Here is a 24485-nt window from a genome sequence, read left to right on the forward strand (position 1 = left end):
CGATAAGCAGCGGCGCACTGGGCGCCGGCAGCGTCAGCATGCCGATAATGCCAACGATCAAAATACCGATCGCGGCACCACCCGCGGCGCGAAGACGTTCAAGCGGGCTGACCGTGACGAGATGAGGCAGAAGGCGAGCGAGGGGAGCAGGAAAGTTCATGCATGGCTAATAGGCCCGGCAGGCGCTTTAGCCAAGTGATCACACACCATAAGCTACAGCTGGTAAGACCCCCCCAGTAGGCAAGCGCCCCAGTCCGGCCATCCCGACGCATAAGAAAAACCTAATAACCGATTGAGCTCCCGTCTCTCCAATGGCTAGGTCGGGGTGGTTTCGCGACGGACAACTTTTGGTATTTTCAACGTGATAGCTGCCAAAGGTATAGAGATGATCAGGACGAACGACGAGCCTAAGTCGCCAACCCCAATCCCCTGTGATGGCTCGAGGGGAACATGAGAAACACCATAATATATCTCATCGGCCATTATGCGGTCGGGAAGCTGACAATCGCACGGGCGATCGCAGCCGCTGCGGACGCACGGATTTTCGACAATCATCTCGCTAATAACGTCATCTTTTCCCTAAGCCGCGGCACCCGTGGACCAATGGTCAGGTCGAGCGGATGAACCGGACCATCAAGGAGGCGACCGTCAGGCGCTTCCACTACGACAGCCACGATCAGCTTCTTCAGCACCTTCGGGACTTCATCGACGCCTACAACTTTGGACGGCGACTGAAGACGCTGAAGGGACTCACTCCATACGAGTTCATCTGCAAGCAGTGGACTGCAAACCCAGATCCATTCATCATAGATCCGATCCATCAGATGCCGGGACTAAACATCTAGCGCAGTCGACACGCGGACTAATTGTGGCAGTCGGTCGGAATTTCCGGCCCTTTCTCTGTGGAACCTCTTGTTTTTCTATGCGATCCCGGTCCTGACCTCGGGGGTACGTATGGGGGTCATCGGCGACGGCACCAACAGGATGGACACGTGGAGCTTAGGTCTGAGCTATGTTCACTCAGCGAGCAGCTTGCGGATCGTTGCAACCGGCAGAAACATACGTAGTGGGTTTGAGGGCAGGGACTGGAAGCCGTATTTGGCGTAGAGCGCTTTACGCCGTTTGAGCTGGTCGGGGTTCCCGTCATCGAGGACGTCGAGGATTACGACAGCAATTCCGATGTCTTCAGATGTTCTGGCAATTCGCATTAGGGCGTCAACCAGTAGATCGCCACCAAAGCCCTGACTTGCATAACGTTGATCCACACCGATCATGGACAGAAACGCGGCCGGGATGGAGCCATGCGCAGGCCGCGACCGGGCATACTTTTCTGGAAGATCCACATAATCGACCGCGTGCGCATTGAGTGCATAGAAGCCAATCACCGAACCGTCGGGGGCGGTCATCACATAGACGCGGGAATTACCCGCCTTCGACAGTTTGTTGGCCGTCTTCTTGAAGAAGTTGTCGACCTGTTCAACACCACAGGAAAAAGCCGTCCGATCATGCTTGTCTGGATCGAACGGCTCTATGGTGTTTTTCTCGGGTGGGTTGCCTGTCACTTGGACAGGACGCGCGATTTATGGCGGGCAAATGCATCCTTCAGCCTTGCAGTCGGCTGCGATGGATTGTCGAGTGCGTCGAAGAACGCGGCATGGTCCACCGGCTCCAGAACTGTGCGTTCATGCGCGGCGATCGTTTCGAGTGCGGACCGATAGGCAGCGCTCATCGTGAAGACACTATCGTCCACACCGCTGAGTGTTGCCGCGCGGTGAATTGCCTCCTTGATATGTGGCTTCGTGCGGAAATTCATCCGTTCGCTTGCCCGCTCATCTATGTCTTTTGTCGTGTCGTCGAACGTGCGCATGGTCGTTCTCCTTAAGCGCATTCGCGTCCAATGTACGTCATGAAGGCGTACATTGCAATGCTTTGTAAGAGTTCGAGGTTTGACACGCTCGAACGTACGATCCACGGCAAGATGTCTCGAACCTTCCACGTGCCCGCTTAGCGCGCCAGCACGACGGTGCGAAACGTCAGCGACACTTTGCGTCCAAGCGTCACTTTTTGCTGCTCGATAACATCAGATTTACGTGCAGGGATGCCATGTTTCCATTCAAAACGCGCCTCGTCTTGCAAGACGAGCAGTCTCTGTGGTTCTAAAAGTCGGGTCAAAGAGCCCCCCGAGCGCACACTCGAGAACTCCATTAAGCAGGCCGAACCGAGGCTGAGCGAAGCGATGGTGTCACCAACGCCCGGCTCACAATCCACATGCGCGGAGATGCCCTGCTCGGGCAGATATTCGTTGATGATGACTTGATCGGGCTTTGCGTCGAAAATCGCTGCTTCCCAGAGCCGGGTAGACAAGTCATTCAGCCAACTAGGCAGAGCGCCGAGATAAGCGTTATCAGTTACGCGGCGGGCCTTATGGTCGTAGCGATACCCGTAGTGCTGGACACGACGCTTCAGGTCTCCGAGCCAAGGCAAGTTGTCGATCTGGCCAAGCAGCGCTTCTTCATCTGACTGAATGATGAAGTTGGGCAAATATCGTGCACCGGCTGGCAGCATGGGCAAATTCTCATATGGTAATGCTGGCGAGGATAGCGGTGGATTGTTTTCGGGTCACGGCAATCTGAACACCCGGTGCTGAAGGCGCGGTACTTGGTCAACGCGCTTTGGCCACCCAGCGTATTGGCGTGCACGTAGCCAGGAAAGCGGGATGGCTTGAACTCGTGGATTTCGGGTTCGCCGAGGATAAGTTCGACCACAGCCGCGTGTTTCAGTGTGCTGGGCTGCAATGGGGGAGCAGGCGTCGCTGGGCTTGAACAGGACGCGTTGGGAAAGCTTGGACAGTTCAGAGACTTATTCCTGAACACGATCATTCGGTCCGCGAGACGGTATGGGGCAAATTGTGGCTAAGTGATTGAGATTTAAGGGTATTGAAAATCCGCGTGTCGCTGGTTCGATTCCGGCTCTGGCACCACCACCTTCCTATGTCGTGAACAGCAAGCAGAGCAGTGGGCTGCCTGTGCCATGGTCTGGCTGCTATTGGCCGATCCGACAGATGGCCGGCCAAGGGCCTCGGGACCCGATCGGACCTGGCAGTCCGGTTTCTTGCGCAAATTGATTCAATCTGCATTCTTCCACACACACTCCCTTTACGCGTGCTCTGCTAGCCTTACCGCCTAGCAAACTGGGAGCCAGTAAGGTGGCGGGCGATACCGAACTTCTGCTCCGCATACAGACGGAAGTCCTCGAAGCCGTCGCACGTGGGGAAGAACTGGCCGAGGTCGGCGACATTTTGTGCCGTCGCGTCGAGAGCCATGTGCCCGGGGTGACCTGCTCCATCCTGCTGATTGAAGCGGGCAGGGTGCGCCCGCTCGCTGGCCCCAGCCTGCCGGTCACCTATTCGGCTGCGGTGGACGGTGTCCCGATCGGCCCATGCGCTGGGTCCTGCGGCACCGCCGCCTGGCGCGGCGAACCGGTGATCGTTACCGATATCGAAACCGATCCGCTCTGGGCCGACTACAAGGCCCTGGCCTTGCCGCTGGGCCTGCAGGCCTGCTGGTCGAGCCCTATTCACAACAGCGAGGGCCAGGTGGTTGCCACCTTTGCCTTCTACTACGACACCAAGCGAGGTCCCTCCGCTTTCGAGCGTGACGTGGTGGCCACCTGCCTGCACCTGTGCGCCCTGGCGATCGAACATGAACGCGTCCGTGCCAGGATCCATCGTCTGGCCTATTTCGACGTGCTGACCGGCCTCCCCAACCGGGGCCATTTCAACGCCGCGCTGGCCGAGCGCATCCTGGTTGGCGAACCCTTCGGGCTCATCCTGCTTGATATCGACCATCTCAAGCTGGTCAATGACAGCATCGGCCACGCCGCAGGCGATGCGCTCATCCGCGCCATCGCCGGCCGCCTGCGCCAATGTGGCCCGGACATTCTGCCCTGCCGCCAGGGGGGCGATGAAATCGCCCTGCTTGTCTCCGATTGCGCCGACCACGCCGCTCTCGAGGCTGCCGCCGCCCGCGTGCTGGCCGCAGCCTCCGGCATGGTCGAGGTCGGCGATCAGACTATCGATGCGCATGTGACGCTGGGCGGCGCGCTGTTCGACGTCGATGGCATCGATTCCGATACTCTGTGCCAGAACGCGGATTTTGCCCTGTATCAGGCCAAGCAGACCCATCGCGGCGGCTATGTCGGCTTCCGCCCGGATCTGCGCACCGACATGGTCGAGCGGATCGACACTGTGCGCCGGCTCGGCACGGCCCTGAACGAGAACCGGCTGATCGCGCACTATCAGCCCATCGTCCGGCTCGAAACGGCCGAGATCGTGGGCCTGGAAGCCCTTGCCCGCCTGGTCATGCCGGATGGCACCATCGTCTCTGCCGGGGCGTTTCAGACCGGGCTTGAGGATCCGCGCATTGCCTATGAACTGACCGGCAGGATGCTCAACCATGTGGCGCAGGACATCCGCTACTGGCTCGATGCCGGCATTCCGTTTCAACATGTGGGCATCAACGTCACCACGGGCGATTTTCAGCGCGGCGACCTGGCCGAGCGGATCCAGGACATCTTTGCCCGCCAGAACGTGTCGCTCAGCCATGTCGTGCTTGAGGTCAATGAATCCGTCTTCATGGGCGACAGCGACCAGACCGTGCCGCGGGCCGTGGAGGCCCTGCGCGAACAGGGGCTTCTCGTCGCGCTGGATGATTTCGGCACCGGCTATGCCTCGCTCACCCATCTCCTCAGCTTCCCGGTCGATATCATCAAGATCGACCGCTCCTTTGTCGAAAGGCTGGGCGTCGACCAACCCAGTGGCGTGGTAACGCGTGCCATTCTCGATATCGCCCGCCAGCTCGACACGCGGGTGGTCGCAGAAGGCATCGAAACCGGCCAGCAGGCCGACATTCTGGCGCGATATGGGTGCCAGATGGGGCAGGGCTATCTGTATTCACGCCCCGTCCCGGCCCAGGACGTGACCCCCATGTTGCAGCTTTTTGGCCAGAAGCCGGACTTGCCCCGGCGGGCTTCGGCCGGCGCCTCAGGCTAGAGCAGGGCGCTCAGCACCGCTGCCGCCACGCCAACCATGGTAAAAGCACATGCAAAGCCCGATAGCACCATCAGCCGCTGGCGCTGCGCCGGAACGCCGCGCCGCAGGCGAGTCAGGTCCAAACCGGACTGGTCGAGATCGAGCTGGGTCATCTTGCCGCCTCCGCAACACGCCATTCCAAAGGGAACGCAATGTGTTAGCCGGGCCGCCGCCTTGCTGGGCCGTTTCTTACCCTTGATGGCAGCGAGGATACCGCGAGCCTTCGGCCATCCAAGCGCGTTCTCCCTTTGCGGTTAATTTGTTTCAAATCCCCCGCGCTCCCATCTTGTATGGAAGACATTGAAACTGCCCGGTGAACGTGGCACAACCTCCCCATGACCCAGCCAAGCCATCTCCATCCCGACCGTTTGTTTCCCGCTTCCGAGCCTGCGCGCGCCATTGCGCGCGATCTCTATGGCGCCGTCAGCGACCTGCCGCTGATCAGCCCGCACGGCCATACCGATCCATCCTGGTTCGCCCGGAATGGCCGCTTTGCCAGCCCCACCGCGCTGTTCCTGACGCCGGACCATTATGTGCTGCGCATGCTCAGGAGCCGCGGCATCAGCTATGATGCGCTGGGCATCCCCCGCAAGGATGGCAAGACCATCCAAACCGATGGCCGCAAGGCCTGGCAACTGTTTGCCGAGAACTACTATTTGTTCGCCGGCACGCCGTCGAAGACCTGGATCGACCATTCCCTACATGCGGTCTTTGGCGTCACCGAAGAGCTCTCCGGCGCCACCGCCGACAGCATTTACGACGCCATCGATGCAAAGCTGGCGTCACCCGACCTGCTGCCGCGCGCCATTCTCGATCGCTTCAAGGTCGAGGTCATCGCCACCACCGAATTTGCGCTAGATCCCCTGGCCCATCACCAGTCCATGGCCGAACAGGGCCTGATCGGCCAGGTCCGAACCACCTACCGTCCGGACGACGTCACCGATCCGAGCCGCGCCGCCATTGTCGAAAATCTGCACAAATTCGGCGAACTCACCGGCGAGGACATCACCAAATGGGATGGGCTGATCAACGCCCACCGCAAGCGCCGCGATTATTTCCGCAAATTTGGCGCTGTCGCCACTGACCATGGCGTGCCCACGGCCAACACCGCCGACCTGCCGCTCAATGAAAAGCAGGCCCTGCTCGACAAGGTGCTGGCTGGGCGCCACGACGCCAGTGATGCCGAACTGTTCCGCGCGCAGATGCTCACCGAAATGGCGTTGCTCTCGGTCGAAGATGGCATGGTCATGCAGATCCACGCCGGTTCCCGCCGCAACACCGATCCGCTGCTGTTTGACGAGCGCGGCGCCGATCTGGGCGCCGACATACCGGGGCCGACCGACTATGTCGGCGGTCTCAGGGCGCTGCTCAGCCGGTGTGGCAATGAGCCGAACCTGCAGATCATCATGTTCGTTCTTGACGAGACCACCTATGCCCGCGAACTGGCCCCCATGGCCGGCTACTGGCCCTCGCTGATGATCGGCCCGCCCTGGTGGTTCCACGACAGCCCGCAGGGTATCCGCCGCTATCTCGATCAGGTCGTGGAGACCGCCGGCTTCTACAACCTCGCCGGCTTCAACGACGACACCCGCGCGCTGCTCTCCATCCCCGCCCGCCACGATGTCTGGCGCCGCGAAGTCAGCGGCTTCCTGGCCAACTGGGTCGCCGAAAACCGCCTCAGCAAATCCTCTGCCACCGAAATCGCCAGGCATCTGAGCTATCAGGCGGCGAAAGACGCCTACAGAATTAAGTAGGATACGGCGTGGTCACGTCACCCTCATGCTCTCTCCTTCAGAGGAGGGTCGCGTCGGCTGAGGCGCTAGCGTTCTTCCCTCCCTCCCCTTGATGGGGAGGGTAGCGGCGCTAGGCCCACAGGGTCGTAGCGAAGCTAGGGTGGGGTGATCGCCTTCAGTCCTCATCTCAGCAGCGCCAGTTGGGGCACCCGGCAGACCGTTCCGCCTCACTTCCATCACCTTCTCGCGTCACGTGCACAGAACCGTCGAATCGTGTCCTCGCTTCTGCTCTAATGGCGCCATGGTGAATCAGTCCCCCGTCGAAACGGCGTTGAGCCGTGCCATGATCCGTTGGTCCCTGACCAAGTCCACACCCGTGGCGGAAACGCCGCAAAGCTGGATCTTTCGCGTCGAACAGAACGGGCGCAATTTTGCGGCCCTCAAGATCCTCAAGCCTGCCGCATCCGAAGAAGAGGGCAGGGGCGCTCGCCTGCTGTCCTGGTATGGCGGTGATGGCGCCGCCACGGTTTTCGACATGCATGGCGATACCATCTTCATGGAATGGCTTGATGGCGGCACCCTGGGCGAGGCGGCCCGCAATGGCCGCGACGCCGAAGCCACTACGGCCCTCGCCACCGTGGTATCCAACCTCCACCGCCATCGCGCCGATGCGCTGGCCGACCTGATGCCGCTGCGGCAACGCTTCCAGGCACTGTTCGACACCGATGTGCGCGCCTGGCCTCACACAGCGCGCGATCTTTATGCGCGCTCTGCCGGTATTGCACTGAAACTCTTCGACAAGCCCATGCCGGAAATCCCCCTGCATGGTGATCTGCACCACGACAATATCATCTCGTCCGATCGCGGCTGGCTGGCCATTGATCCCAAGGGCCTGATCGGTGATCCGCACTACGAGGTCGCCAACGCGTTCCGCAATCCGCCCGGCGCCACCAAACTGGCTGCCGACCCCAAGCGCATCAACGCCATGGCCGATGCCTTCGCCGCGCGGCTGGGGTTCAACCGCAAACGCGTGCTCGGCTTTGCCGCCGCCCATTCGGGCCTTTCGGTCTGCTGGGATCTGGCCGATGGCAAGCCCGTCACCACCGATCTTGCCATTCTGCCCAATCTCCTGAGCGCATACGACCAGGCCTGACCCCATGACCCATTACACCCGCCGCGCCGCCCTGGCCCTGGTCGCCGCGTCCCTGCTCTCGGCCTGTGCCTCGACCATCCCGCCTCTGCCGGCAAAGGTCTCGGACCGGCCTGAAGACCTCACCCGCGATCAGATCGTTGCAACGATCAACGCCGTTCGCCGCGCAAATGGCGCCGGAAGCTGGAGTTACAATCCGCAACTGGAAGCCGCCGCCCGCGCCCAGGCGCGGCTGATGGCCCAAAAGGACACGCTCAGCCACGATCTCGGCGTCACCCTGCGCCAGCGTGTCTCGGAAGCCGGCTATCTCCTCGCGGTGGGTGAGAACGTCGCCAAGGGCTACAAGACCCTCCCCGACGCCATCGAAGGCTGGCTCGGCTCCCAAGGTCACCGCAATACCCTGCTCTCCAACCGCTTCACCGAATTCGGCCTGGCCTTTGCCCGCACCAATTCGGGCAAGCTCTACTGGGCCCTGATCGCCGGCGGCCCCTACGAGGCCTGGGTACAGGCTTAGAGCCGTCTCCCTAGGGCAAATCGCTCCAGTGGAGAGATTTGAGGCGAGAAGCCGCGAGAGCTATGCTCGAATGGCAGAGCGTAGCTCGGCCGGAGGTCGTTGCGCAGATAGGGTGGGGGTGTCTCGATCGCCTATTCACCCCGCCCGAACACCAGCACCGTCTCGACATTCCCGTCACCGCCGGCAATCGGCGAAACCACCTTTGCCCGCAATCCAAACCCCGCGCCCTCGACAAAGGCCACCACCTCTGCCATCGCCCGTTCCATCGCCGCCGAATCACTGACAATCCCGCCCTTGCCGACAAATTCCCGCCCCACCTCGAATTGCGGCTTGAACAGGATGACCGCTTCGGCCGCCGGTCCACACAGCGCCATTGGCGCCGCCAGCACCTTGGTCAGCGACACGAAGCTGACATCGGATACCAGCAGGTCAATCGGGTCGGTGATTGTCTCCCGGTCCAGGTCCCGCGCATTGGTCCCCTCAAGGCTCACCACGCGCGCATCATCCCGCAGGCTCTGGTGCAATTGGTCATGTCCCACATCGACGGCAAAGACCCGCACGGCGCCGCGCTCCAGCAGCACCTGCGTAAACCCGCCCGTGGATGAACCCACATCAAGGCAGGTCTTGCCGCCAACATCGATTTGTCCCGCATCCAGCCCGGCAATCAGCTTCAGCGCTGCGCGGGACACATAGCCTGCCGCCGGATCGTCCAGCGCCAGCACATCATCGGGTCCCACCATCTGGTTGGGCTTTTTCGCCGCTGCGCCATTGACCGAGACCGTCCCGCGCAAAATGGCATCGCGGGCACGTGCCCGGCTGGGCATCAGCCCGCGTTGTTCCAGCGCCAGGTCGAGCCGTGTGCGGCTCACCCCTTGACCATGCGCTCGATCTTGCCAAGCGCGGTGTCGCTGGCTTCCTCATAGGCAATTGTGCCTTCAAAGGTACCATCCGCGTCGATCAGGAAGGTCAGCGCGGTGTGGTCGACCAGATAAAACTCGCTGTCCACATCGCCCGATTTTTCCGAGAAGACGCCAAAGGCGGCCTTGGCCTTCTCGGTCTCCTCGACACTGCCCACCAGCCCGATCACGCTGGGATCGAACCCTTCGACATAGGCCTTGACCATTTCCGGCGTGTCCCGCTCGGGATCGACCGTCACGAAGATGATGCGCAGATCCTCCGGGGCCAGCCCGAGCTGGGCGCGCCAGGCCGTGGTTTCCGCCAGCGTTGTCGGGCACACATCAGGGCAAAAGGTATAGCCAAAAAAGATCAGGCTCGGCGTGCCACGCAGATCGTTCTGGGTGAAGCTGCCGCCCTGTGTAGAGGTCAGCGCAAATTCCTGTCCCGTCACGCCCAGCGGCCGCTGCGGCGGCCGGAACACATAAAGCGCCGTCGCCCCGATCGCCGCCACGGCCACCAGAACCCATAGCACGATGCGGAAATTGCGAAGGGTGTTGTTGGCTGTCATCTCATATCCTGTTCGAGGCTGTGTGCCGCCTCATCCACCGGCGCGGTCCCTCCCCCTATCGGGGGGTGGTCGGGTGGGGGTATCCAGCAAACTCAGCCAGCGTCCAGCGGTTCAGTCCCCACGGCCTTGCCTTCGCGATTGAGCGTGATCTTCTCGATCCGCGCCTCGGCGGTCTTGAGCAGCGCTTCGCAATGGGCCTTGAGGGCCTCGCCGCGCTCATAGATGGCGATTGACTCGGCCAGCGGGGCCTTGCCGCTTTCGAGCTTGGCCACGATCTGCTCGAGCTGTTCCAGCGCCGCTTCGAAGCTCAGCGTTTTCACATCGTCCTGTGCCGTGTCAGCCATAACCGTTCGCTCGCTCAAATCTCGTTCATCTTACAGGTCCAGGAGGGTCGAAACATGGCTCCGTACGCCCCCGGCAAGTCCCTTGAGGTCATAGCCACCTTCGAGCAGCGACACAATGCGATTGCCGCAGCGCCTGTGCGCCACCTCCATCAACTTTGCCGTGACCCAACCATAATCTCCATCCACCCACTCGAGCTGGGCCAGCGGGTCGCGGATATGCGCGTCAAACCCGGCCGAGATCAGCAACAGGTCCGGCGCGAAATTCTCCAATGCCGGCAATAGGATATCGGTGTAGGCCTGCCGCATCGCTTCGCCGCCGGAATGGGCCGCCAGTGCAACATTGACAATATTGCCCACCCCGGTTTCCGCCGGGCTGCCGGTGCCGGGATAGAGCGGCATCTGGTGGCTCGATGCGTAAAACACGCTCGGATCGTCCTTGAAAATGTCCTGCGTGCCATTGCCGTGATGCACGTCGAAATCCACGATCGCCACGCGCTCTGCACCATATTTCCGCTGCGCCTCCCGCGCCGCGATGGCGATGGTGTTTATCAGGCAAAAGCCCATCGGCTGGGCGATTTCTGCGTGGTGACCGGGCGGGCGAATGGCGCAGAATGCATTGTCCACCTCCCCCAGCAAAACGGCTTCCAGCCCCGCCAGCGCGCCGCCCAGGCCGGTGGCCGCCACACCCATTGATCCATCTGAAATAAAGGTGTCGGCATCCAATTGCCCGATGCCTTCGGCCGGTCTCGCATCGCGCAAACGCGAAAGATAGGTTCCGTCATGCACCAGCTCGGCCAGCGTGATGTCGCCAAAGGGCGCATTGCGGCGCTTGAGCGAAGCAAACTGGGCCCCGGCCAGCGCCTCTTCCACTGCCCGGATCCGATCAGCGCGTTCGGGGTGCCCTGGCGGTGTCAGGTGATCGGCAAAATTGGGCTGGCTGACCAGAAGCGTCGTCACTTGGCTCTCCGCATGTTCCATCTCGTCTTGACGCGGGCATTCCCTGTTGTCAAACACCGCGCATGTCAGACCCGTTCCAAACGACCGTTGAACAAGCCGCCACGCTGCTGCGCGCCGGGCAGCTCTGCGCCTTCCCTACCGAGACGGTTTATGGGCTTGGCGCCGATGCCACCAATCCCGATGCCGTGCTGGCCATCTACGAAACCAAGGGGCGGCCGCGCTTCAACCCGTTGATCGTGCATTGCGCCGATCTGGCCATGGCAGAGGGCCTTGCCACCTTCTCGCCCTTGGCGCGTCAACTGGCACACTCCTTCTGGCCCGGCCCGCTCAGCATCGTTTTGCCGCTTCGCCCGGGTCACGGCCTGACAGACATTGTCACGGCCGGCCTCGACACGGTTGCCCTGCGTGTACCCGACCATCCCCTGGCGCTTGGCCTTTTGCGCGCCGCGGACCGACCTCTTGCCGCGCCATCCGCCAATCCCTCGGGCAAACTCTCACCGACAACGGCCGAACAGGTTCACAAGGGGTTTGACGGCAGGGTGCCCGTCCTCGATGGCGGCCCCTGCAAGGCCGGCGTTGAATCCACAATTCTTGCGGTGGATGGAGACAGGCTGGTTCAGCTTCGCGCTGGCGCGCTTTCCCGGCAGCAGATCGAAGACGCCACCGGCCGGCAGGTGGAACAGGCCGAAGAGGGTGCGGCGATATCAGCGCCCGGCATGCTGCTCAGTCATTATGCGCCCAATGCGGGCCTTCGCCTCAACACCACCCCGATGCCGGGCGAGGCCTATCTGGCCTTCGGTCCCCTGGTCCCGCATAACAGCCTTGTGCGCAACCTCTCGGAGGCCGGCGATTTGCACGAGGCCGCTCGCAACCTCTTTTCCATGCTGCACGACCTCGATGCCATGGGTGCCCAGATGATCGCCGTCGCGCCCATCCCCGAAACGGGTCTGGGCGAGGCAATCAACGATCGTCTGAAGCGGGCCGCTGCGCCGCGGGCCTAGTCGCGCACCTTGTATGGCTTCTGGTCGCGCATGAAACGGGCGAGGGCCTCGAGGTCCGCATCGCCGCCCGGCGGCAGCACCACGCGGATGTTCACATAGAGATCGCCATCGCCATAGAGCCCCTTGCCCTTGAGGCGCAGGGCCTTTGAGGTGTCCATGCCCGGGGGCAGGGTGAGTTCCACCGAACCATCCAGCGTCGGCACGCGTACCTTGGCGCCCAGCACCGCCTCATAGAGGGTCACCGGCACATCGGTGCGCACATCATGTCCATCCTTGCGGAAGGTCTTCGACTTTTCAAAGCGCACCGTCACCAGGGCGTCGCCGGGCTCCCCATAGGGGCTGGGCGAACCCTGGCCCTTGAGGCGGATCTGCTGACCTTCCTCGACCTTTTCGGGCAGCTTGACCGAGAGCACCTTGCCGCTCGGCATGCGCACGGGCACGGAGGCCGCCTTGTGTGCGTCTTCGAGCGAAATGGTGACATTGACGATCACATCGTCGCCCTTGCCCATCCGGCCGCCCGCCCCACCGGCCGCCGTGCCGGTAAACGGGTCCCATTGCGCACCGCCCGCTGCGCCGCGCGCACCTGCGCCGCCGCGTGGCTGTCCGCCAAAGCCGCTCATGAACTCCTTGAGAATGTCCTCGGCGGAAAATCCGCCAGCGCCAGCGCCGGGCCTTGGACCGCCCCGGGCGCCGCCGAACCCGCCATTGCCGAAGCCGGCAAAGCGCGGATTGCCGTCCGCGTCGATTTCGCCACGGTCGAACTGTCCCCGCTTTTCGCTGTCGTTGAGCAGGTCATAGGCATGCGTCGCCTCGGCAAACTTGCCGTGGGCCGTTGGGTCGTCAGGATTTTGGTCGGGGTGGTACTTCTTGGCCAGCTTGCGATAGGCGGACTTGATGTCCTTCTCGCTTGCGGACCGCGACACCCCAAGTACGGTGTAAGGATCGCGCATTGGGTCCAATCTTTGTCTTGGGGGCATTGTTCGCCCCGTATTTGAAGTCCTATATGGCCACGCCCCCGGCCCTTGTCCAGTTGCGGCACGGGCAACGCGCAGGAAATATCTCAATGTTGCAGACCCTGACCGAACGCTTGTTCGACGATACCGACCGTACCGATCTCGATCCCTTCGCCATCTTCGAGGAATGGTTCGCCATGGCCCAAGACAGCGAGCCCAACGACCCGCATGCCATGGCCCTGGCGACCGCTGACACATCTGGCCTGCCCGATGTGCGCATGGTGCTGCTCAACCGCCGCGACGCCCGGGGGTTCTGCTTTTTCACCAATTTCGAAAGCGCCAAGGGCGAACAATTGCAGGCCAATCCGCAGGCCGCCATGGTCATGCACTGGAAGAGTCTTCGACGCCAGGTGCGCATGCGCGGCCCTGTCGAGCAGGTCACCGAGGCCGAGGCCGATGAATATTTCGCCTCCCGCGCCAAGGGCAGCCGCATTGCCTCGGCGACCTCTAAACAATCTCGGCCGCTGGCCAACCGGCAGCAGATGATGGACGAAGTGGCGGCCCTGACCGCCATGATCGGGGAGGGGGAAACGCCCCGGCCCCCGCATTGGTCCGGCTACCGCCTGATCCCCACGGCCATCGAATTCTGGAAAGACGGCGAGTATCGCCTGCACGATCGCGTGCGGTTTACCCGCGACCTGCCCGGTGCCGCCTGGACCAGCACGCGCCTTTATCCTTAGGTGGTCGCGGAGAATTTATTCAAACAAGCGAAAGACCTTGCCGCTATTCTGCGCGCCGGATTGGGGAACAGGCCTTCGTGCGGATACTGATCAGAACCTCGAAATGGGCTGTGCTGGCGCGGCGGCTGGGCAGCCTTGCCGTGCCGCTGACCATCGTTCCGGTGCTCATGCACCGCGAGCGCTTCCTCGATTCAGGCGTGTTCCTTGTGGTGGCTCTGTTTGCCGCAATCGTCGCGGCGCTCGCCGTTCTGGCCGCCTGCATCGGCCTGGTGCGGCTCTGGCACACAGGTGATCAGGGCTGGAGCAAGGCCCTGTCCGGGCTGTTCCTGGGGCTGATTTGCCTCGCACCCTTTGCCTATTATGGTGTCCAGGCGCTGCGCTACCCCATCGTCACCGACATCGCCACCGCACCGCGCAGCGAGCTGCCGCTGATCTTCGAGCCGGACATGGCCGATATGCCCGCGCCGCGGCTGCTGACAGCGGAGGAGCAACAGCGGTTCTTCCCCAACGCCACCACCCGCACCTATCCGCTCGACCCGCTGCAGCTTTTTGCCATCGTCGAACATCTTGTGCAGGTGCAGGGCTGGGATATTCGCCAGCGCCGTGAACCGGGCATTGCCGGCGCGCCGGGCCAGCTTAATGCGCGCATTCTCACCTTGGTCGGCTGGCGCGAAGAGGCAGTGCTGCGTGTCGCTGCCTCGGGCCGCGGCGCCGCCGTCGACATGCGCTCTGCCTCGATCGGCGCGCTGCATGACCTGGGCTCCAACGGCCAGCGCATCAGCGATTTCCTCGTCACGCTCGATAGCGAGGTGACCGCCTTCCTGCGCGACAATCCCAATATCAATCAGCCGGCGCCTGCCGAACCCGAAGAGCCGGCAGCCGAAGTCGAGGCCAGCGGGGGCGGCTGACCCTATTGGGTCAGCGTGCGGCGCACCGCATCGTCCCAGCCGGCGATCCTGGCCTTCCGGGTAGCGGCATCCATTTCTGGTTCAAAGCGCCGGTCGCGGGCCCAGCCAGCCGCAAATTCACTCATGCCGGGCCATACCCCGGCTTTCATCCCGGCCAGCCAGGCCGCTCCCAGAGCCGTGGTTTCGAGAATCGTCGGCCGGTCCACCGGCGCGTCGAGAATGTCGGCCAGGAACTGCATCGTCCAGTCCGACGCCACCATGCCCCCATCGACCCGCAGCACCGTTTCCGTGCTGCCGCTCGTCCAGTCCTTGCGCATGGCTTCGAGCAGGTCGCGGGTCTGGTAGCTGACCGCTTCCAGCGCCGCCTTGGCGATTTCTGCCGGTCCGGTATTGCGGGTAATGCCGTAAATGGCCCCGCGGGCATCGGCATCCCACCATGGCGCACCCAGCCCCACAAAGGCGGGCACCATGTAAACATTCTGGCTTGGATCGGCGGTGCGCGCCAGCGGGCCGGTTTCGCTGGCATGGCTCACCAGTTTCAGGCCGTCGCGGATCCATTGCACCGCGGCTCCGGCGATGAAGATCGAACCTTCCAGCGCATAGGTGGATTGGCCATCCAGCCGATAGGCGATGGTCGTCAGCAGCCGGTTCTTTGAGGGCACCATGTCGGTGCCGGTGTTGAGCAGGGCAAAGCATCCCGTGCCATAGGTCGATTTGACCATGCCCGGTTCAAAACAGGCCTGTCCGATGGTTGCCGCATGCTGGTCGCCCGCCACCCCGAGGATTGGGATCGCCGCCCCGAACAGCTCGGCCTCCGCCGTCCCGAAATCATCGGCGCAATCCTTGACCTCGGGCAGGATCGTCATGGGTACATCGAGCAAGGCGCAGAGCTCGGCGTCCCACTGGTTCTTTCCGATGTCGAACAGCAAGGTCCGGCCGGCATTGGTGGCGTCCGTCGCATGCACCTTGCCCCCGGTCAGCCGCCAGATGAGGAAACTATCAATGGTGCCAAAGGCCAACTCCCCCTTTTCAGCGCGCGCCCGCGCGCCCTCGACGGTATCGAGCAGCCACTTCACCTTGGTGCCGGAGAAATAGGGGTCCAGCAGCAGCCCTGTGCGTTCGGTCACCATTGCTTCGTGCCCGGCCTTTTTCAGCTCGGCGCAATAGGCCGCGGTGCGCCGATCCTGCCAGACGATCGCATTGTGGATCGATTCGCCCGTCGCCCTGTCCCAGATCACCACCGTTTCGCGTTGGTTGGTAATGCCGATTGCCGCGATGTCGCCGGCCGGGACTTTGGCTTCCGACAGCGCAGTCTTGACCGACCAGACGACGCTCTCCCAGATTTCTTCCGGATCGTGCTCCACCCAGCCGTCCTGCGGGAAATGCTGGGTAAACTCCTTCTGGCCGACGCCCGCGATTCTGCGGTCCCCATCGAACACAATCGCCCGGCTCGACGTGGTACCCTGATCGATCGCCAGAATGAACTTGGTCATTGATTTCTCCTCATTGGGAGCTCTGCTGGCTCCTTGATCACCGTCTCCCGTCAGGGGAGGGTACCGCAATTAGGCCATGAGGCCGTCGCGAAGGTAGGGTGGGCGTCCCATTGGCTTCAAGCCGGCATTGCCCTCGAACCGTCTTGTGCCGCCAGATACTCCTCCAGCCGCGTTGCATCCTCGGCACCGACCTTCAGCCCAAGCTTGGTGCGCCGCCACAAGATGTCTTGCGCCGTCCGCGCCCATTCATTTGCAACCAGATAATCGACTTCCGCAGCGTAAAGGTCGGCGCCGAAATGCGTCCCCAGATCGGCCTCGGACCGGGCCGTTCCGAGCACCGCCTTGGCCCTGGTGCCATAGAGCCGCATCATGCGCCGCAGCAGGCCGGCATTCATCTGCGGATAGTCCATGCCGAGCCGGCGCAGCTCAGCGTCAAAACTCTTGGGGCCAAAATCACCGCCGGGAAGGGTGGCTGATTTGGTCCATGCCGGCCCCTTCTTGCCCAGCACCTCTTCGATCTTTTCCAGCACCGATTCGGCCAGTCTCCGCGATGTGGTCAGCTTGCCGCCGAACACATTGATCACTGCCCCGTTTGCTGCATCCCCATCAAGCTTGAGCACGTAGTCGCGCGTCGCTTCCTGGGCAGCGCTGGCGCCATCGTCAAACAGCGGCCGCACGCCCGAATAGCTCCAAACGATATCGTTTCGCCCCACGCTCTGGGCAAAATACTCATTGGTCGCCTTGAGCAGATAGTCGGTTTCTTCCTCGGTAATTGCCACGTCCTTGGGGTCGCCATGATAGTCGCGGTCGGTCGTACCGATCAGCGTGAACTCGCCCTCATAGGGAATGGCAAAGAAAATGCGCCCATCGCTGTTCTGGAAGAAATAGCAGCGGTCGTGGTCATAGAGTTTCCTGACCACGATGTGGCTGCCCTGAACCAGCCGCACATTATGCGCCCCGTTCTTGCCCATCGCCTGGTTGATCACATCATCAACCCACGGGCCGGAGGCGTTGATCAGCATGCGCGCGCGAACACTCTGCCTGCCGTCCTCGCCGTCCAGTTCCACTGTCCAGCCACCATCTTCGCGCCGCGCCGAAACCACCTTTGTGCGCACATGCACGTTGGCACCGCGATCCGCCGCGTCGCGCGCATTGAGCACCACGAAACGTGCATCGTTCACCCAGCAGTCGGAATATTCGAACGCCAGCTTGTAGCCCGGCTTGAGCGGTTTGCCCGCCTCGTCCCGCGTCAGATCCAGCGTCTTGGTCGGCGGCAGCAGGCGTCGTCCGCCCATATAGTCGTAAAGCGCCAGCCCCGCCCGCAGCACGGCAGCCGGCCGCAACCCCTTGTGATGCGGCAGCACGAAGCGCAGGGGCCAGATGATATGCGGCGCCGAGGCCCAGAGCACCTCGCGCTCGGCCAGTGCTTCATGCACCAGCCGGAACTCGTAATGCTCGAGATAGCGCAACCCGCCATGGATCAGCTTTGTCGCTGCTGACGAGGTCCCCGATGCCAGATCGTTCATTTCGGCCAGGGAAACGCTATAGCCGCGGCCCACCGCATCGCGTGCCACGCTGGCTCCGTTGATCCCGCCGCCAATGACAAAAATATCCAGCATGCCGCCGCCTCATCGTCCTGTTGGTTCGTATGTAATGCATATGCTTTCGTTTTGGAAGGTAGGCGCTTTCGTATTGATCTACCATACAAGATGATGATTGACCTTGGTTCCGCCCAAGGCTAGGGCTTGCATATCCTCCCTCTGGCCCGGACTGCTGGCCGATGCTTTCCATACTCGCCGTTATCGCGCCCATTTTTGCGCTCATCGCATTGGGCTACCTGGCCGTACACCGTGGGCTCTATCCGGCTGACGGGGTGAAGGCGCTTATCGGCTTCGTCAACAATTTCGCCACCCCCTGCCTGCTGTTCTACTCCATCGGCACCAGCGATTTCCGCGCCGCCTTCAATATCGGCATTATCGGGCCCTATTATTTCGGTGCCATTGTCTGCTTCGTCCTCGGCATTGTGGTGGCGCGCCGTTTCTTCGGCAATCGGCCAGGCGAGGCGGTGTCGGCCGGTTTTTCAGCCATGTTCACCAACACCGTCCTGGTCGGCCTGCCGATCATGAGCCGGGCTTATGGCGATGGGTCGTTGCCGGTCACCCTGTCGATCATCGGGCTGCATGGGGCCATCCTGCTGACCCTTGCCATGGTCACCATGGAACTCACCCGTCGCGATGCACAGCCCCTTGGCGCTACCCTGGTGCTGGCCATGCGGCGTGTCGTTTCAAATCCTCTGATCTGGGGCATCGCCGGCGGTATTTCGCTCTCGATCTCCGGGGTCGAACTGGCTGAGCCGATCGCGGCCTTCTTCCGAATGATGGCGCAGGCCGTGGTGCCGGCAGCCTTGTTCGGCATTGGTGGCGCGCTCAATGAATTCAAGCTGTCCGACAATTGGCAGCAGGCTCTGGTTGCCTCATTCATCAAGCTGGTCATCCATCCGGCCATTGCCTATGGCCTGATGATCTGGGTGTTCCATGTGCCCATGGAGATCGCCCGCTATGGCATCCTGCTTTCGGCCATGCCCTCGGGCATCAACATCTATGTGTTTGCCACCTTCTACGATCGCGGCGTCAGCGTTGCCGCCAATACCATCCTCATCGCCACCGTGCTCTCGGCCCTGACGATTTCGGGTTGGCTTTATGTGTTGAGCTTGTAGCCAAAGCTCGTTTCAGCAGAGGGCTTCAAACAGCCTTTACCGCCGCCCGCTGCACGATCTCGCCCACGGGCACAGTCCGCAGCGGCAACGCGCTTTCGGCATCGAGCCCCACCGCCAGCCGCACGTAGCGCTCGGTAGGACAGATCTGGTTCTGCGCGTCAAAACCGATCCAACCCAGTTTGTCGTCATAGGCTTCCGCCCAGGCGTGCAGCCCTCCGGCGACCCCTTCGCCTGCCGCCAGGTAACCGCAAACGTACCGTGCCGGAATATCGAGCGCCCGCGCCGCACCGATAAACAGATGCACATAATCGGCGGTCGGCGGCAGCTCTGGTCCCGGCTCCGTGCTTTGGCTTTGCGTCTGCTCGCCCGTCGCCTGCATCTGCGTCATCGGCTCGGTTTCCTCGCGCAGGCCCAGCGTCTCGCCGACACGCGCCATCAACCCATGCAACACATCGAGCCGGCTGTCCTTCGCCGAGCGATACTTGCCATAAAGCGTCACGGGCGCTCGGGTCAGCCCCGTCACCCGCTTGTACAATGACGGCACCGGCTCACCCGCAATCTTGCCCAGCACACCATTGGTGTCCTGGGTCACAACCATACCGCGGGCGCCGATGGTGATGTCGCCTTCGGGCCGCGTCTGGTTCACCAGATGCACCGCATTGCCATAGCCGTCGCGGAACCTCCCGGCATTGCCGATGCCAGCCGCTTCCACGCTCCAGCTTTCGACAGTCTGCGACGGTCCGCTCTGCGGGGTCAGCATCAGATGCATCACCAGCGCCGCCGCACCGGGTGGCAGCGAACAGGTCAGCGAATGGTCAATCTCGATGCGCATGGTTCAATAGAAGTTATACGATTCCGACAGGGTGTCGGTCACCCGGTTATTGCGGGCGATAAACTCGTTGAGGAACTCGTGCAATCCATCGGCGAAAATGGCTTCCATGCTGGCCCCTTCCACCAGGGCGAGCAAGCTGTCTGCCGCCTCCTGGCATTTCTCCTTGCGGCCATAGATCTTGGCCAGGTTATCCAGGTTCTGCTGCACGAAATTGGCGCAATAGATCAGGCTACGCGGCATTTCGGGCCGCAGGATCAGGAAGTCGGCGATGTTATGGGCCTTGTAGCGGTCGTGATAGACATGCCGATAGGCCCGATGCGCCGAGGCTGCGCGCAGGATCAGCGTCCATTGCTGGATGTCGAGATCCCCGCCTACCTGTGTGGCGCGCGGCAGCAGCACGTAGTATTTCATGTCGAGAATACGCGCGGTATTGTCCGCCCGCTCGACGAAATTGCCCGCCTGCAGGAAATTGAAGCCGTCATCGCGCAGAATGGTGCCCAGCAGCGCGCCCCGGAATTCGTGGCTGCGCTGTTTCACCCATTGCAGCAGGCCCAACAGCTTGGCGCCCCGCACGTCGCGCGGCTTGATCTGGGAAAACTCCAGCCAGGCCCCGTTCATGCTTTCCCACATGTCCCCGGTCAGGGCCGTGCGCACCGAGCGCGCATTGGTCCGCGCCGCCTGCAGGCATGAATAGACCGACGAAGAATTGTCCGGGTCGAACATCATGTAGTGGGCAACCGTATCGACATCGGCCACCTCATGCTTGGCGTCGAATCCCTCATCCACCTCGGCGGCCTGCATCATCGAAATCAGATGCTCGCTAGCCCCGCCTTCGCGGCGGCTGGTCAGCGACATGCGGTAACCCACTTCGAGCAGGCGGGCCATATTCTCGGCTCGCTCCACATAGCGTGAGAGCCAGAACAGATTGGCAGCGGTACGTCCGAGCATTCTCAATCTTCCAGCACCCACGTATCTTTCGTCCCGCCACCCTGGGACGAATTCACCACCAGCGATCCTTTCTTAAGTGCCACCCGCGTCAGCCCACCCGGGGTGATTCGCACTTCATCGCCAATCAGCACATAGGGTCTGAGATCGACATGGCGCGGTGCCACGTCGCCCGAAATATGGGTGGGACAGGTGCTCAGGTTCAGCGTCGGCTGCACGATGTAATTGTCCGGGCGCGCCTCGATCTTTTTCCTGAACTCGGCATGCATGGCCTTGGTCGACGTCGGACCGACCATCATCCCATAGCCGCCCGAACCATGGACCTCCTTGACCACAAGATCGGCAATATTCTCCAGCACCCAGGCGCGCTGGTCCTCATCGGTGCAATTATAGGTCGGCACATTCGACAGCAGCGCCTTCTCCCCGAGGTAGAACTCGATGATGTCCGGCACATAGGTATAGACCGCCTTGTCGTCGGCAATCCCGGTCCCCGGCGCATTGACCAGGGTCACATTGCCCGCCCGGTAGGCGTCGAACAGCCCCGGAACCCCGAGCATCGAATCGGGCCGGAAGGTCAGCGGGTCGAGATAATCGTCGTCGATGCGCCGATAGATCACATCGACCTGTTCGGGGCCGCATGTGGTGCGCATATAGACCTTGCCGCCATCCACGAACAGGTCCGGCCCCTCGCAGAGCTGGGCCCCCATCTGGTCGGCCAGGAACGAATGCTCGAAATAGGCCGAGTTGTAGATGCCCGGGGTCAGTACCGCGATATTGGGCGTGCCGCGCACGCTTTCGGGAGCCACGCTCTCAAGCGTCCGCCGCAGGTTTTCCGGATAGGTCTCGACCGGCGCTACCTTTGAGCGATGAAACAAATCCGGCGCCAGCAGCATCATCGCCTCGCGGTCTTCCAGCATATAGCTGACGCCCGAGGGGGTCCGGAGATTGTCTTCGAGCACATAGAACTCGTCGGGCCCGACCCGCACGATGTCTACGCCGATGATATGGGCATAAACGCCCTTGGCCGGCTCCAGTCCCATCATCTGCGGGCAGAAGGCCTCATTGTTCAAAATGAGCTTCTCCGGAATCCGCCCGGCTTTCAGGATCTCCTGGCGGTGGTAGATGTCGTAGAGAAAGGCGTTGAGCGCCTTGACCCGCTGCTCGATCCCCTTGGAGAGCCGCCGCCATTCAGTGGCCGCGATGATACGGGGGATGACGTCGAAGGGAATGACCTTCTCGGTGCCTTCATCCGAGCCGTAAACGGCAAAGGTGATGCCCAGCTTGCGGAAGATCGCTTCCGCATCGGTCTGCATCAGCGCCAGGCCCTTGTCCGGTTGCTCGGCCAGCCATTCGGCAAGCGCACGATAGGGCTCGCGGACCGACCCATCCGGGTTGTACATTTCGTCAAATGGCGTTTTCTCGCCCATTCTGCTCCGCTTCTGAAATGCGGCTTCCCAATCGCCTCTGCATTGCTACACGTTTGAAACCTGCCGTCCAGACGCTCAAAGCATTGCCATGCCGCTTTTTCGTGCAGCTCTGGCTTGCGAAACGGGTGCATAAAGTGCTCTCATTCGCGCGCAATCAACATCCCCAGGCCCGCTGTCACCCTCCCCCCAGAGGGGAAGGTAGCGCCGCCGGGCCCAAGGGGCCTTGGCAGAGCCGGCAGGGGGCATCTTGCCCGCGCCTCCTCGGGCCACAATCTCGGACGTCGCCATGACCATCGAAATCCTCCAGACCCATTCTCTCCTTGCCAGTTGCGAAGAGGCCCTTGCGGCCCGTTACACCGTGCACAAGCTGCATGAGATGACCGACAAGGATGCCTGGCTGGCCGAGAATGGCCCGCGCATCCGCGCCCATGCCGGCTCAGGCGTCCAGGCCGATCTGATGGACAAGCTCCCCAATCTCGAGATTATCGCCAGCTTCGGCGTCGGCTACGACAATATCGACACCGCTGCCGCCAAGGCCCGCAATATCCGCGTCACCAATACGCCCGACGTGCTCAACGACGCTGTCGCCGAACTCACCATCGGGCTGATGATTTCGATGGCCCGCCGCATTCCCCAGTCGGACCAGTTCGTGCGTCAGGGCAAATGGCCCGGCGCCAATTTTGGTCTCTTCTCCGAATTGACCGGCAAGACCGTCGGCATTCTGGGCCTTGGCCGCATCGGCAAGGAAATCGCCAGCCGCGCCCAAGCCATGAAAATGCGCGTGGTCTATTATGGCCGCCACTACCAGCCCTCGGTGCCCTACATCTACTACGACAATCTCGAAGAGATGGCCCGCGACAGTGACTGGCTCGTAGTCATTGCGCCTGGCGGCAAGGGCACTGAGGGCATCGTTTCGCGCAAGGTGCTTGAAGCCCTCGGCCCCGAAGGCCGCATCGTCAATGTCGCGCGCGGCACGTTGATCGACGAACCCGCCATGGTCGAATTGCTGCAGAACGGCGGCCTCGGCGGCGCGGCACTCGACGTCTTCGAGCACGAACCCCAGGTCCCCGCCGAACTCCTCACCCTCGACAATGTCGTCCTCTCGCCCCATCAGGGCAGCGCCACCCACCAGACCCGCGACGCCATGGGCGCGCTGCTGGTCGCCAATCTCGAAAAACACTTCGCCGGTGAGCCGCTGATTTCAGCGGTGGTGTGATCCTTTTGCGGGCGGCGCGTCATAGTCTTCTCCCCAGTGGGGAGAAGAACCGGGCCGGCGCTACATGGCGAAGCCCCTCACTCCAGATCCACCTGCTCCATCATCCCCGCCGCATGGATGCATACGATATCCAGTCGCTCGGGGCCCAGATTGGTGAACTTGTGCGGCACCCCGGCCGGGGCCACCCCGATATCGCCCGGCCCCGCCTCGAAACGGTCTTCCCCGATCACCACTTCGGCCCGCCCGCTTCGCACCACCCAGGTCTCGGGGTAGGGATGCGTGTGCAGCACCGGGCCTTCCCCCGGATCATTGTCCACGGCGAAAAACGAAATCGGCGTGCCATAGGCCTCGCCTTCGAATTTGATGGTGCGGCTCCTGCTTGGCGGCCGTTCGGCGGCGCGGATAATATGGGCCATCTGCAACTCCTTTGTTCTGCGACGCGCCACTCTCCCAGGCTTCGACATCAGGCCGTCGCAATGGCGTAAATGCCATGCGGCTCATCATCGAGAATAATGGTTTCGACCAGTTCCCAACCTTCATGCAAAAACAGGGCATGCGCCGCCGCCGTGAGCGCATAAATCCGGTCAAAGCCTAGTCGCCCCGCCTCTTCCTGTGATCTCTGCAACAGCGCTTTGCCAACGCCGCGTCGTCGATGTGCCGGGGCCACCAGCAAGCCACCGAGCCATGGCGTGCGCTCCGTCTCGAGGCCGCCACTGGTGGCGGTCAGAGCGCAGGTCCCGACCGCTTGCTCGTCCGCCAGCGCCACCAAGCCCAGTGGCAGCCGATCACGTTGCATGCGCGCCTGCAGGTCTTGTGCGGCCGAGGCGTATCCGGGCCGGTACCAATCGGACCATTCCTCCTCCATCAACCGCGCGATCGCCTTTATCGCATTGGCGTGGTCCGCCAGCAGGGCCGTTCTGATCGTCATGTCGTCGACTTTCGCAATCCGAGCGTGCATTTTGCCCGATTAACAGCGCGCCCGGAACCCGATAGCCTTGCGTG

General features: G+C 62.2%; 25 protein-coding genes and 1 pseudogene. 10 read left to right on the top strand and 16 right to left on the bottom strand.

Annotation, left to right across the window (positions count from 1 at the left end):
* Positions 1–569: 569 nt before the first annotated feature.
* Positions 570–845: pseudogene (locus tag DDE76_RS14725) on the top strand (integrase core domain-containing protein); the annotation flags it as partial.
* A gap of 171 nt (positions 846–1016) precedes the next feature.
* On the opposite strand, the gene DDE76_RS14730 reads toward DDE76_RS14725, so the two are convergent.
* From DDE76_RS14730 to DDE76_RS14740, 3 genes are all read right to left on the bottom strand, one after another.
* On the bottom strand, positions 1017–1562 hold the full coding sequence (locus DDE76_RS14730; RefSeq protein ID WP_104891930.1) for a GNAT family N-acetyltransferase: 546 nt from the start codon (positions 1560–1562) through the stop codon (positions 1017–1019).
* The gene (locus tag DDE76_RS14735; protein ID WP_104891929.1) at positions 1559–1867 is read right to left on the bottom strand and encodes a type II toxin-antitoxin system TacA family antitoxin; all 309 of its coding nucleotides are present in this window, start codon (positions 1865–1867) and stop codon (positions 1559–1561) included. The genes DDE76_RS14730 and DDE76_RS14735 overlap by 4 nt, the downstream gene beginning before the upstream one ends.
* A gap of 137 nt (positions 1868–2004) precedes the next feature.
* Positions 2005–2565 carry an alpha-ketoglutarate-dependent dioxygenase AlkB gene (locus tag DDE76_RS14740; RefSeq protein ID WP_104891928.1) on the bottom strand — a complete coding sequence of 187 codons (561 nt, stop codon included), beginning with the start codon at positions 2563–2565 and terminating at the stop codon, positions 2005–2007.
* A 640-nt stretch (positions 2566–3205) separates the two neighbouring features.
* Here DDE76_RS14740 and DDE76_RS14745 point away from each other — a divergent pair.
* The gene (locus DDE76_RS14745; protein WP_104891927.1) at positions 3206–5050 is read left to right on the top strand and encodes a putative bifunctional diguanylate cyclase/phosphodiesterase; all 1845 of its coding nucleotides are present in this window, start codon (positions 3206–3208) and stop codon (positions 5048–5050) included.
* On the opposite strand, the gene DDE76_RS19610 is transcribed toward DDE76_RS14745, so the two are convergent.
* Positions 5047–5202 (bottom strand): hypothetical protein, encoded by a 156-nt coding sequence (locus DDE76_RS19610; protein WP_157955835.1) that lies wholly within the window; start codon positions 5200–5202, stop codon positions 5047–5049. The two genes, DDE76_RS14745 and DDE76_RS19610, sit on opposite strands and share 4 nt — an antisense overlap.
* 222 nt (positions 5203–5424) lie before the next feature.
* Between DDE76_RS19610 and uxaC the strand changes: the two genes are divergently transcribed.
* The 3 genes from uxaC to DDE76_RS14760 all read left to right on the top strand — a co-directional run bounded on the left by uxaC (position 5425) and on the right by DDE76_RS14760 (position 8486).
* Positions 5425–6843: a glucuronate isomerase gene (uxaC, locus tag DDE76_RS14750; protein WP_104891926.1), complete on the top strand. Its 1419-nt coding sequence runs from the start codon at positions 5425–5427 to the stop codon at positions 6841–6843.
* 322 nt (positions 6844–7165) lie between these two features.
* Positions 7166–7975, top strand: a complete 810-nt coding sequence (locus DDE76_RS14755) for an aminoglycoside phosphotransferase family protein (RefSeq protein ID WP_157955836.1) — start codon at positions 7166–7168, stop codon at positions 7973–7975.
* 4 nt (positions 7976–7979) lie between these two features.
* Positions 7980–8486 carry a CAP domain-containing protein gene (locus tag DDE76_RS14760; protein WP_104891924.1) on the top strand — a complete coding sequence of 169 codons (507 nt, stop codon included), beginning with the start codon at positions 7980–7982 and terminating at the stop codon, positions 8484–8486.
* 131 nt (positions 8487–8617) lie between these two features.
* Here the strand turns inward: DDE76_RS14760 and DDE76_RS14765 are convergent, their stop codons facing one another.
* From DDE76_RS14765 to DDE76_RS14780, 4 genes are all read right to left on the bottom strand, one after another.
* Complete coding sequence (locus DDE76_RS14765) at positions 8618–9355, bottom strand: TlyA family RNA methyltransferase (protein WP_281261864.1); 738 nt, start codon at positions 9353–9355, stop codon at positions 8618–8620.
* A complete protein-coding gene (locus DDE76_RS14770; protein WP_104891923.1) occupies positions 9352–9951 on the bottom strand; it encodes an SCO family protein in 600 nt (199 codons plus the stop codon). Before DDE76_RS14770 ends, DDE76_RS14765 begins: the two co-directional genes overlap by 4 nt.
* Positions 9952–10043: 92 nt before the next feature.
* Positions 10044–10295, bottom strand: a complete 252-nt coding sequence (locus DDE76_RS14775; RefSeq protein WP_104891922.1) for an exodeoxyribonuclease VII small subunit — start codon at positions 10293–10295, stop codon at positions 10044–10046.
* Positions 10296–10325: 30 nt separating this feature from the next.
* Complete coding sequence (locus tag DDE76_RS14780) at positions 10326–11252, bottom strand: histone deacetylase family protein (protein WP_104894740.1); 927 nt, start codon at positions 11250–11252, stop codon at positions 10326–10328.
* A gap of 62 nt (positions 11253–11314) precedes the next feature.
* On the opposite strand from DDE76_RS14780, the gene DDE76_RS14785 reads away from it, so the two are divergent.
* A complete protein-coding gene (locus DDE76_RS14785) occupies positions 11315–12253 on the top strand; it encodes an L-threonylcarbamoyladenylate synthase (protein ID WP_104891921.1) in 939 nt (312 codons plus the stop codon).
* Here the strand turns inward: DDE76_RS14785 and DDE76_RS14790 are convergent.
* Positions 12250–13203, bottom strand: a complete 954-nt coding sequence (locus DDE76_RS14790) for a DnaJ C-terminal domain-containing protein (RefSeq protein WP_104891920.1) — start codon at positions 13201–13203, stop codon at positions 12250–12252. The two genes, DDE76_RS14785 and DDE76_RS14790, sit on opposite strands and share 4 nt — an antisense overlap.
* A 113-nt stretch (positions 13204–13316) precedes the next feature.
* Between DDE76_RS14790 and pdxH the strand changes: the two genes are divergently transcribed.
* Together pdxH and DDE76_RS14800 are read left to right on the top strand one after the other, a co-directional pair.
* The gene (gene pdxH, locus DDE76_RS14795; RefSeq protein ID WP_104891919.1) at positions 13317–13946 is read left to right on the top strand and encodes a pyridoxamine 5'-phosphate oxidase; all 630 of its coding nucleotides are present in this window, start codon (positions 13317–13319) and stop codon (positions 13944–13946) included.
* A gap of 77 nt (positions 13947–14023) precedes the next feature.
* Positions 14024–14854 carry a DUF1499 domain-containing protein gene (locus DDE76_RS14800; RefSeq protein WP_157955837.1) on the top strand — a complete coding sequence of 277 codons (831 nt, stop codon included), beginning with the start codon at positions 14024–14026 and terminating at the stop codon, positions 14852–14854.
* Positions 14855–14856: 2 nt separating this feature from the next.
* Here the strand turns inward: DDE76_RS14800 and glpK are convergent, their stop codons facing one another.
* Together glpK and glpD are read right to left on the bottom strand one after the other, a co-directional pair.
* Entirely contained in the window at positions 14857–16347 is a 1491-nt protein-coding gene (gene glpK, locus DDE76_RS14805; RefSeq protein WP_104891917.1) for a glycerol kinase GlpK, read from the bottom strand.
* 116 nt (positions 16348–16463) lie between these two features.
* Positions 16464–17966: a glycerol-3-phosphate dehydrogenase gene (glpD, locus tag DDE76_RS14810; RefSeq protein ID WP_104891916.1), complete on the bottom strand. Its 1503-nt coding sequence runs from the start codon at positions 17964–17966 to the stop codon at positions 16464–16466.
* A gap of 161 nt (positions 17967–18127) precedes the next feature.
* On the opposite strand from glpD, the gene DDE76_RS14815 reads away from it, so the two are divergent.
* The gene (locus DDE76_RS14815) at positions 18128–19063 is read left to right on the top strand and encodes an AEC family transporter (protein ID WP_104891915.1); all 936 of its coding nucleotides are present in this window, start codon (positions 18128–18130) and stop codon (positions 19061–19063) included.
* Positions 19064–19088: 25 nt separating this feature from the next.
* Here the strand turns inward: DDE76_RS14815 and DDE76_RS14820 are convergent, their stop codons facing one another.
* From DDE76_RS14820 to DDE76_RS14830, 3 genes are read right to left on the bottom strand one after another with little or no spacing between them, the layout of a single operon-like run.
* Positions 19089–19895 (bottom strand): transglutaminase family protein, encoded by an 807-nt coding sequence (locus DDE76_RS14820; protein ID WP_104891914.1) that lies wholly within the window; start codon positions 19893–19895, stop codon positions 19089–19091.
* Positions 19896–19898: 3 nt separating this feature from the next.
* Positions 19899–20843, bottom strand: coding sequence for an alpha-E domain-containing protein (locus DDE76_RS14825; RefSeq protein ID WP_104891913.1), 945 nt, complete (start codon positions 20841–20843; stop codon positions 19899–19901).
* A 2-nt stretch (positions 20844–20845) separates the two neighbouring features.
* Positions 20846–22267, bottom strand: a complete 1422-nt coding sequence (locus DDE76_RS14830) for a circularly permuted type 2 ATP-grasp protein (RefSeq protein WP_104891912.1) — start codon at positions 22265–22267, stop codon at positions 20846–20848.
* 286 nt (positions 22268–22553) lie between these two features.
* On the opposite strand from DDE76_RS14830, the gene DDE76_RS14835 reads away from it, so the two are divergent.
* Complete coding sequence (locus DDE76_RS14835) at positions 22554–23483, top strand: 2-hydroxyacid dehydrogenase (RefSeq protein WP_104891911.1); 930 nt, start codon at positions 22554–22556, stop codon at positions 23481–23483.
* Positions 23484–23560: 77 nt separating this feature from the next.
* Here the strand turns inward: DDE76_RS14835 and DDE76_RS14840 are convergent, their stop codons facing one another.
* Complete coding sequence (locus DDE76_RS14840) at positions 23561–23899, bottom strand: cupin domain-containing protein (RefSeq protein ID WP_104891910.1); 339 nt, start codon at positions 23897–23899, stop codon at positions 23561–23563.
* 47 nt (positions 23900–23946) lie between these two features.
* Positions 23947–24411 carry a GNAT family N-acetyltransferase gene (locus tag DDE76_RS14845; protein WP_157955838.1) on the bottom strand — a complete coding sequence of 155 codons (465 nt, stop codon included), beginning with the start codon at positions 24409–24411 and terminating at the stop codon, positions 23947–23949.
* Positions 24412–24485: the final 74 nt, after the last annotated feature.

Source organism: Devosia indica (genome assembly GCF_003056405.1).
Taxonomy (GTDB): Bacteria; Pseudomonadota; Alphaproteobacteria; order Rhizobiales; family Devosiaceae; genus Devosia; species Devosia indica.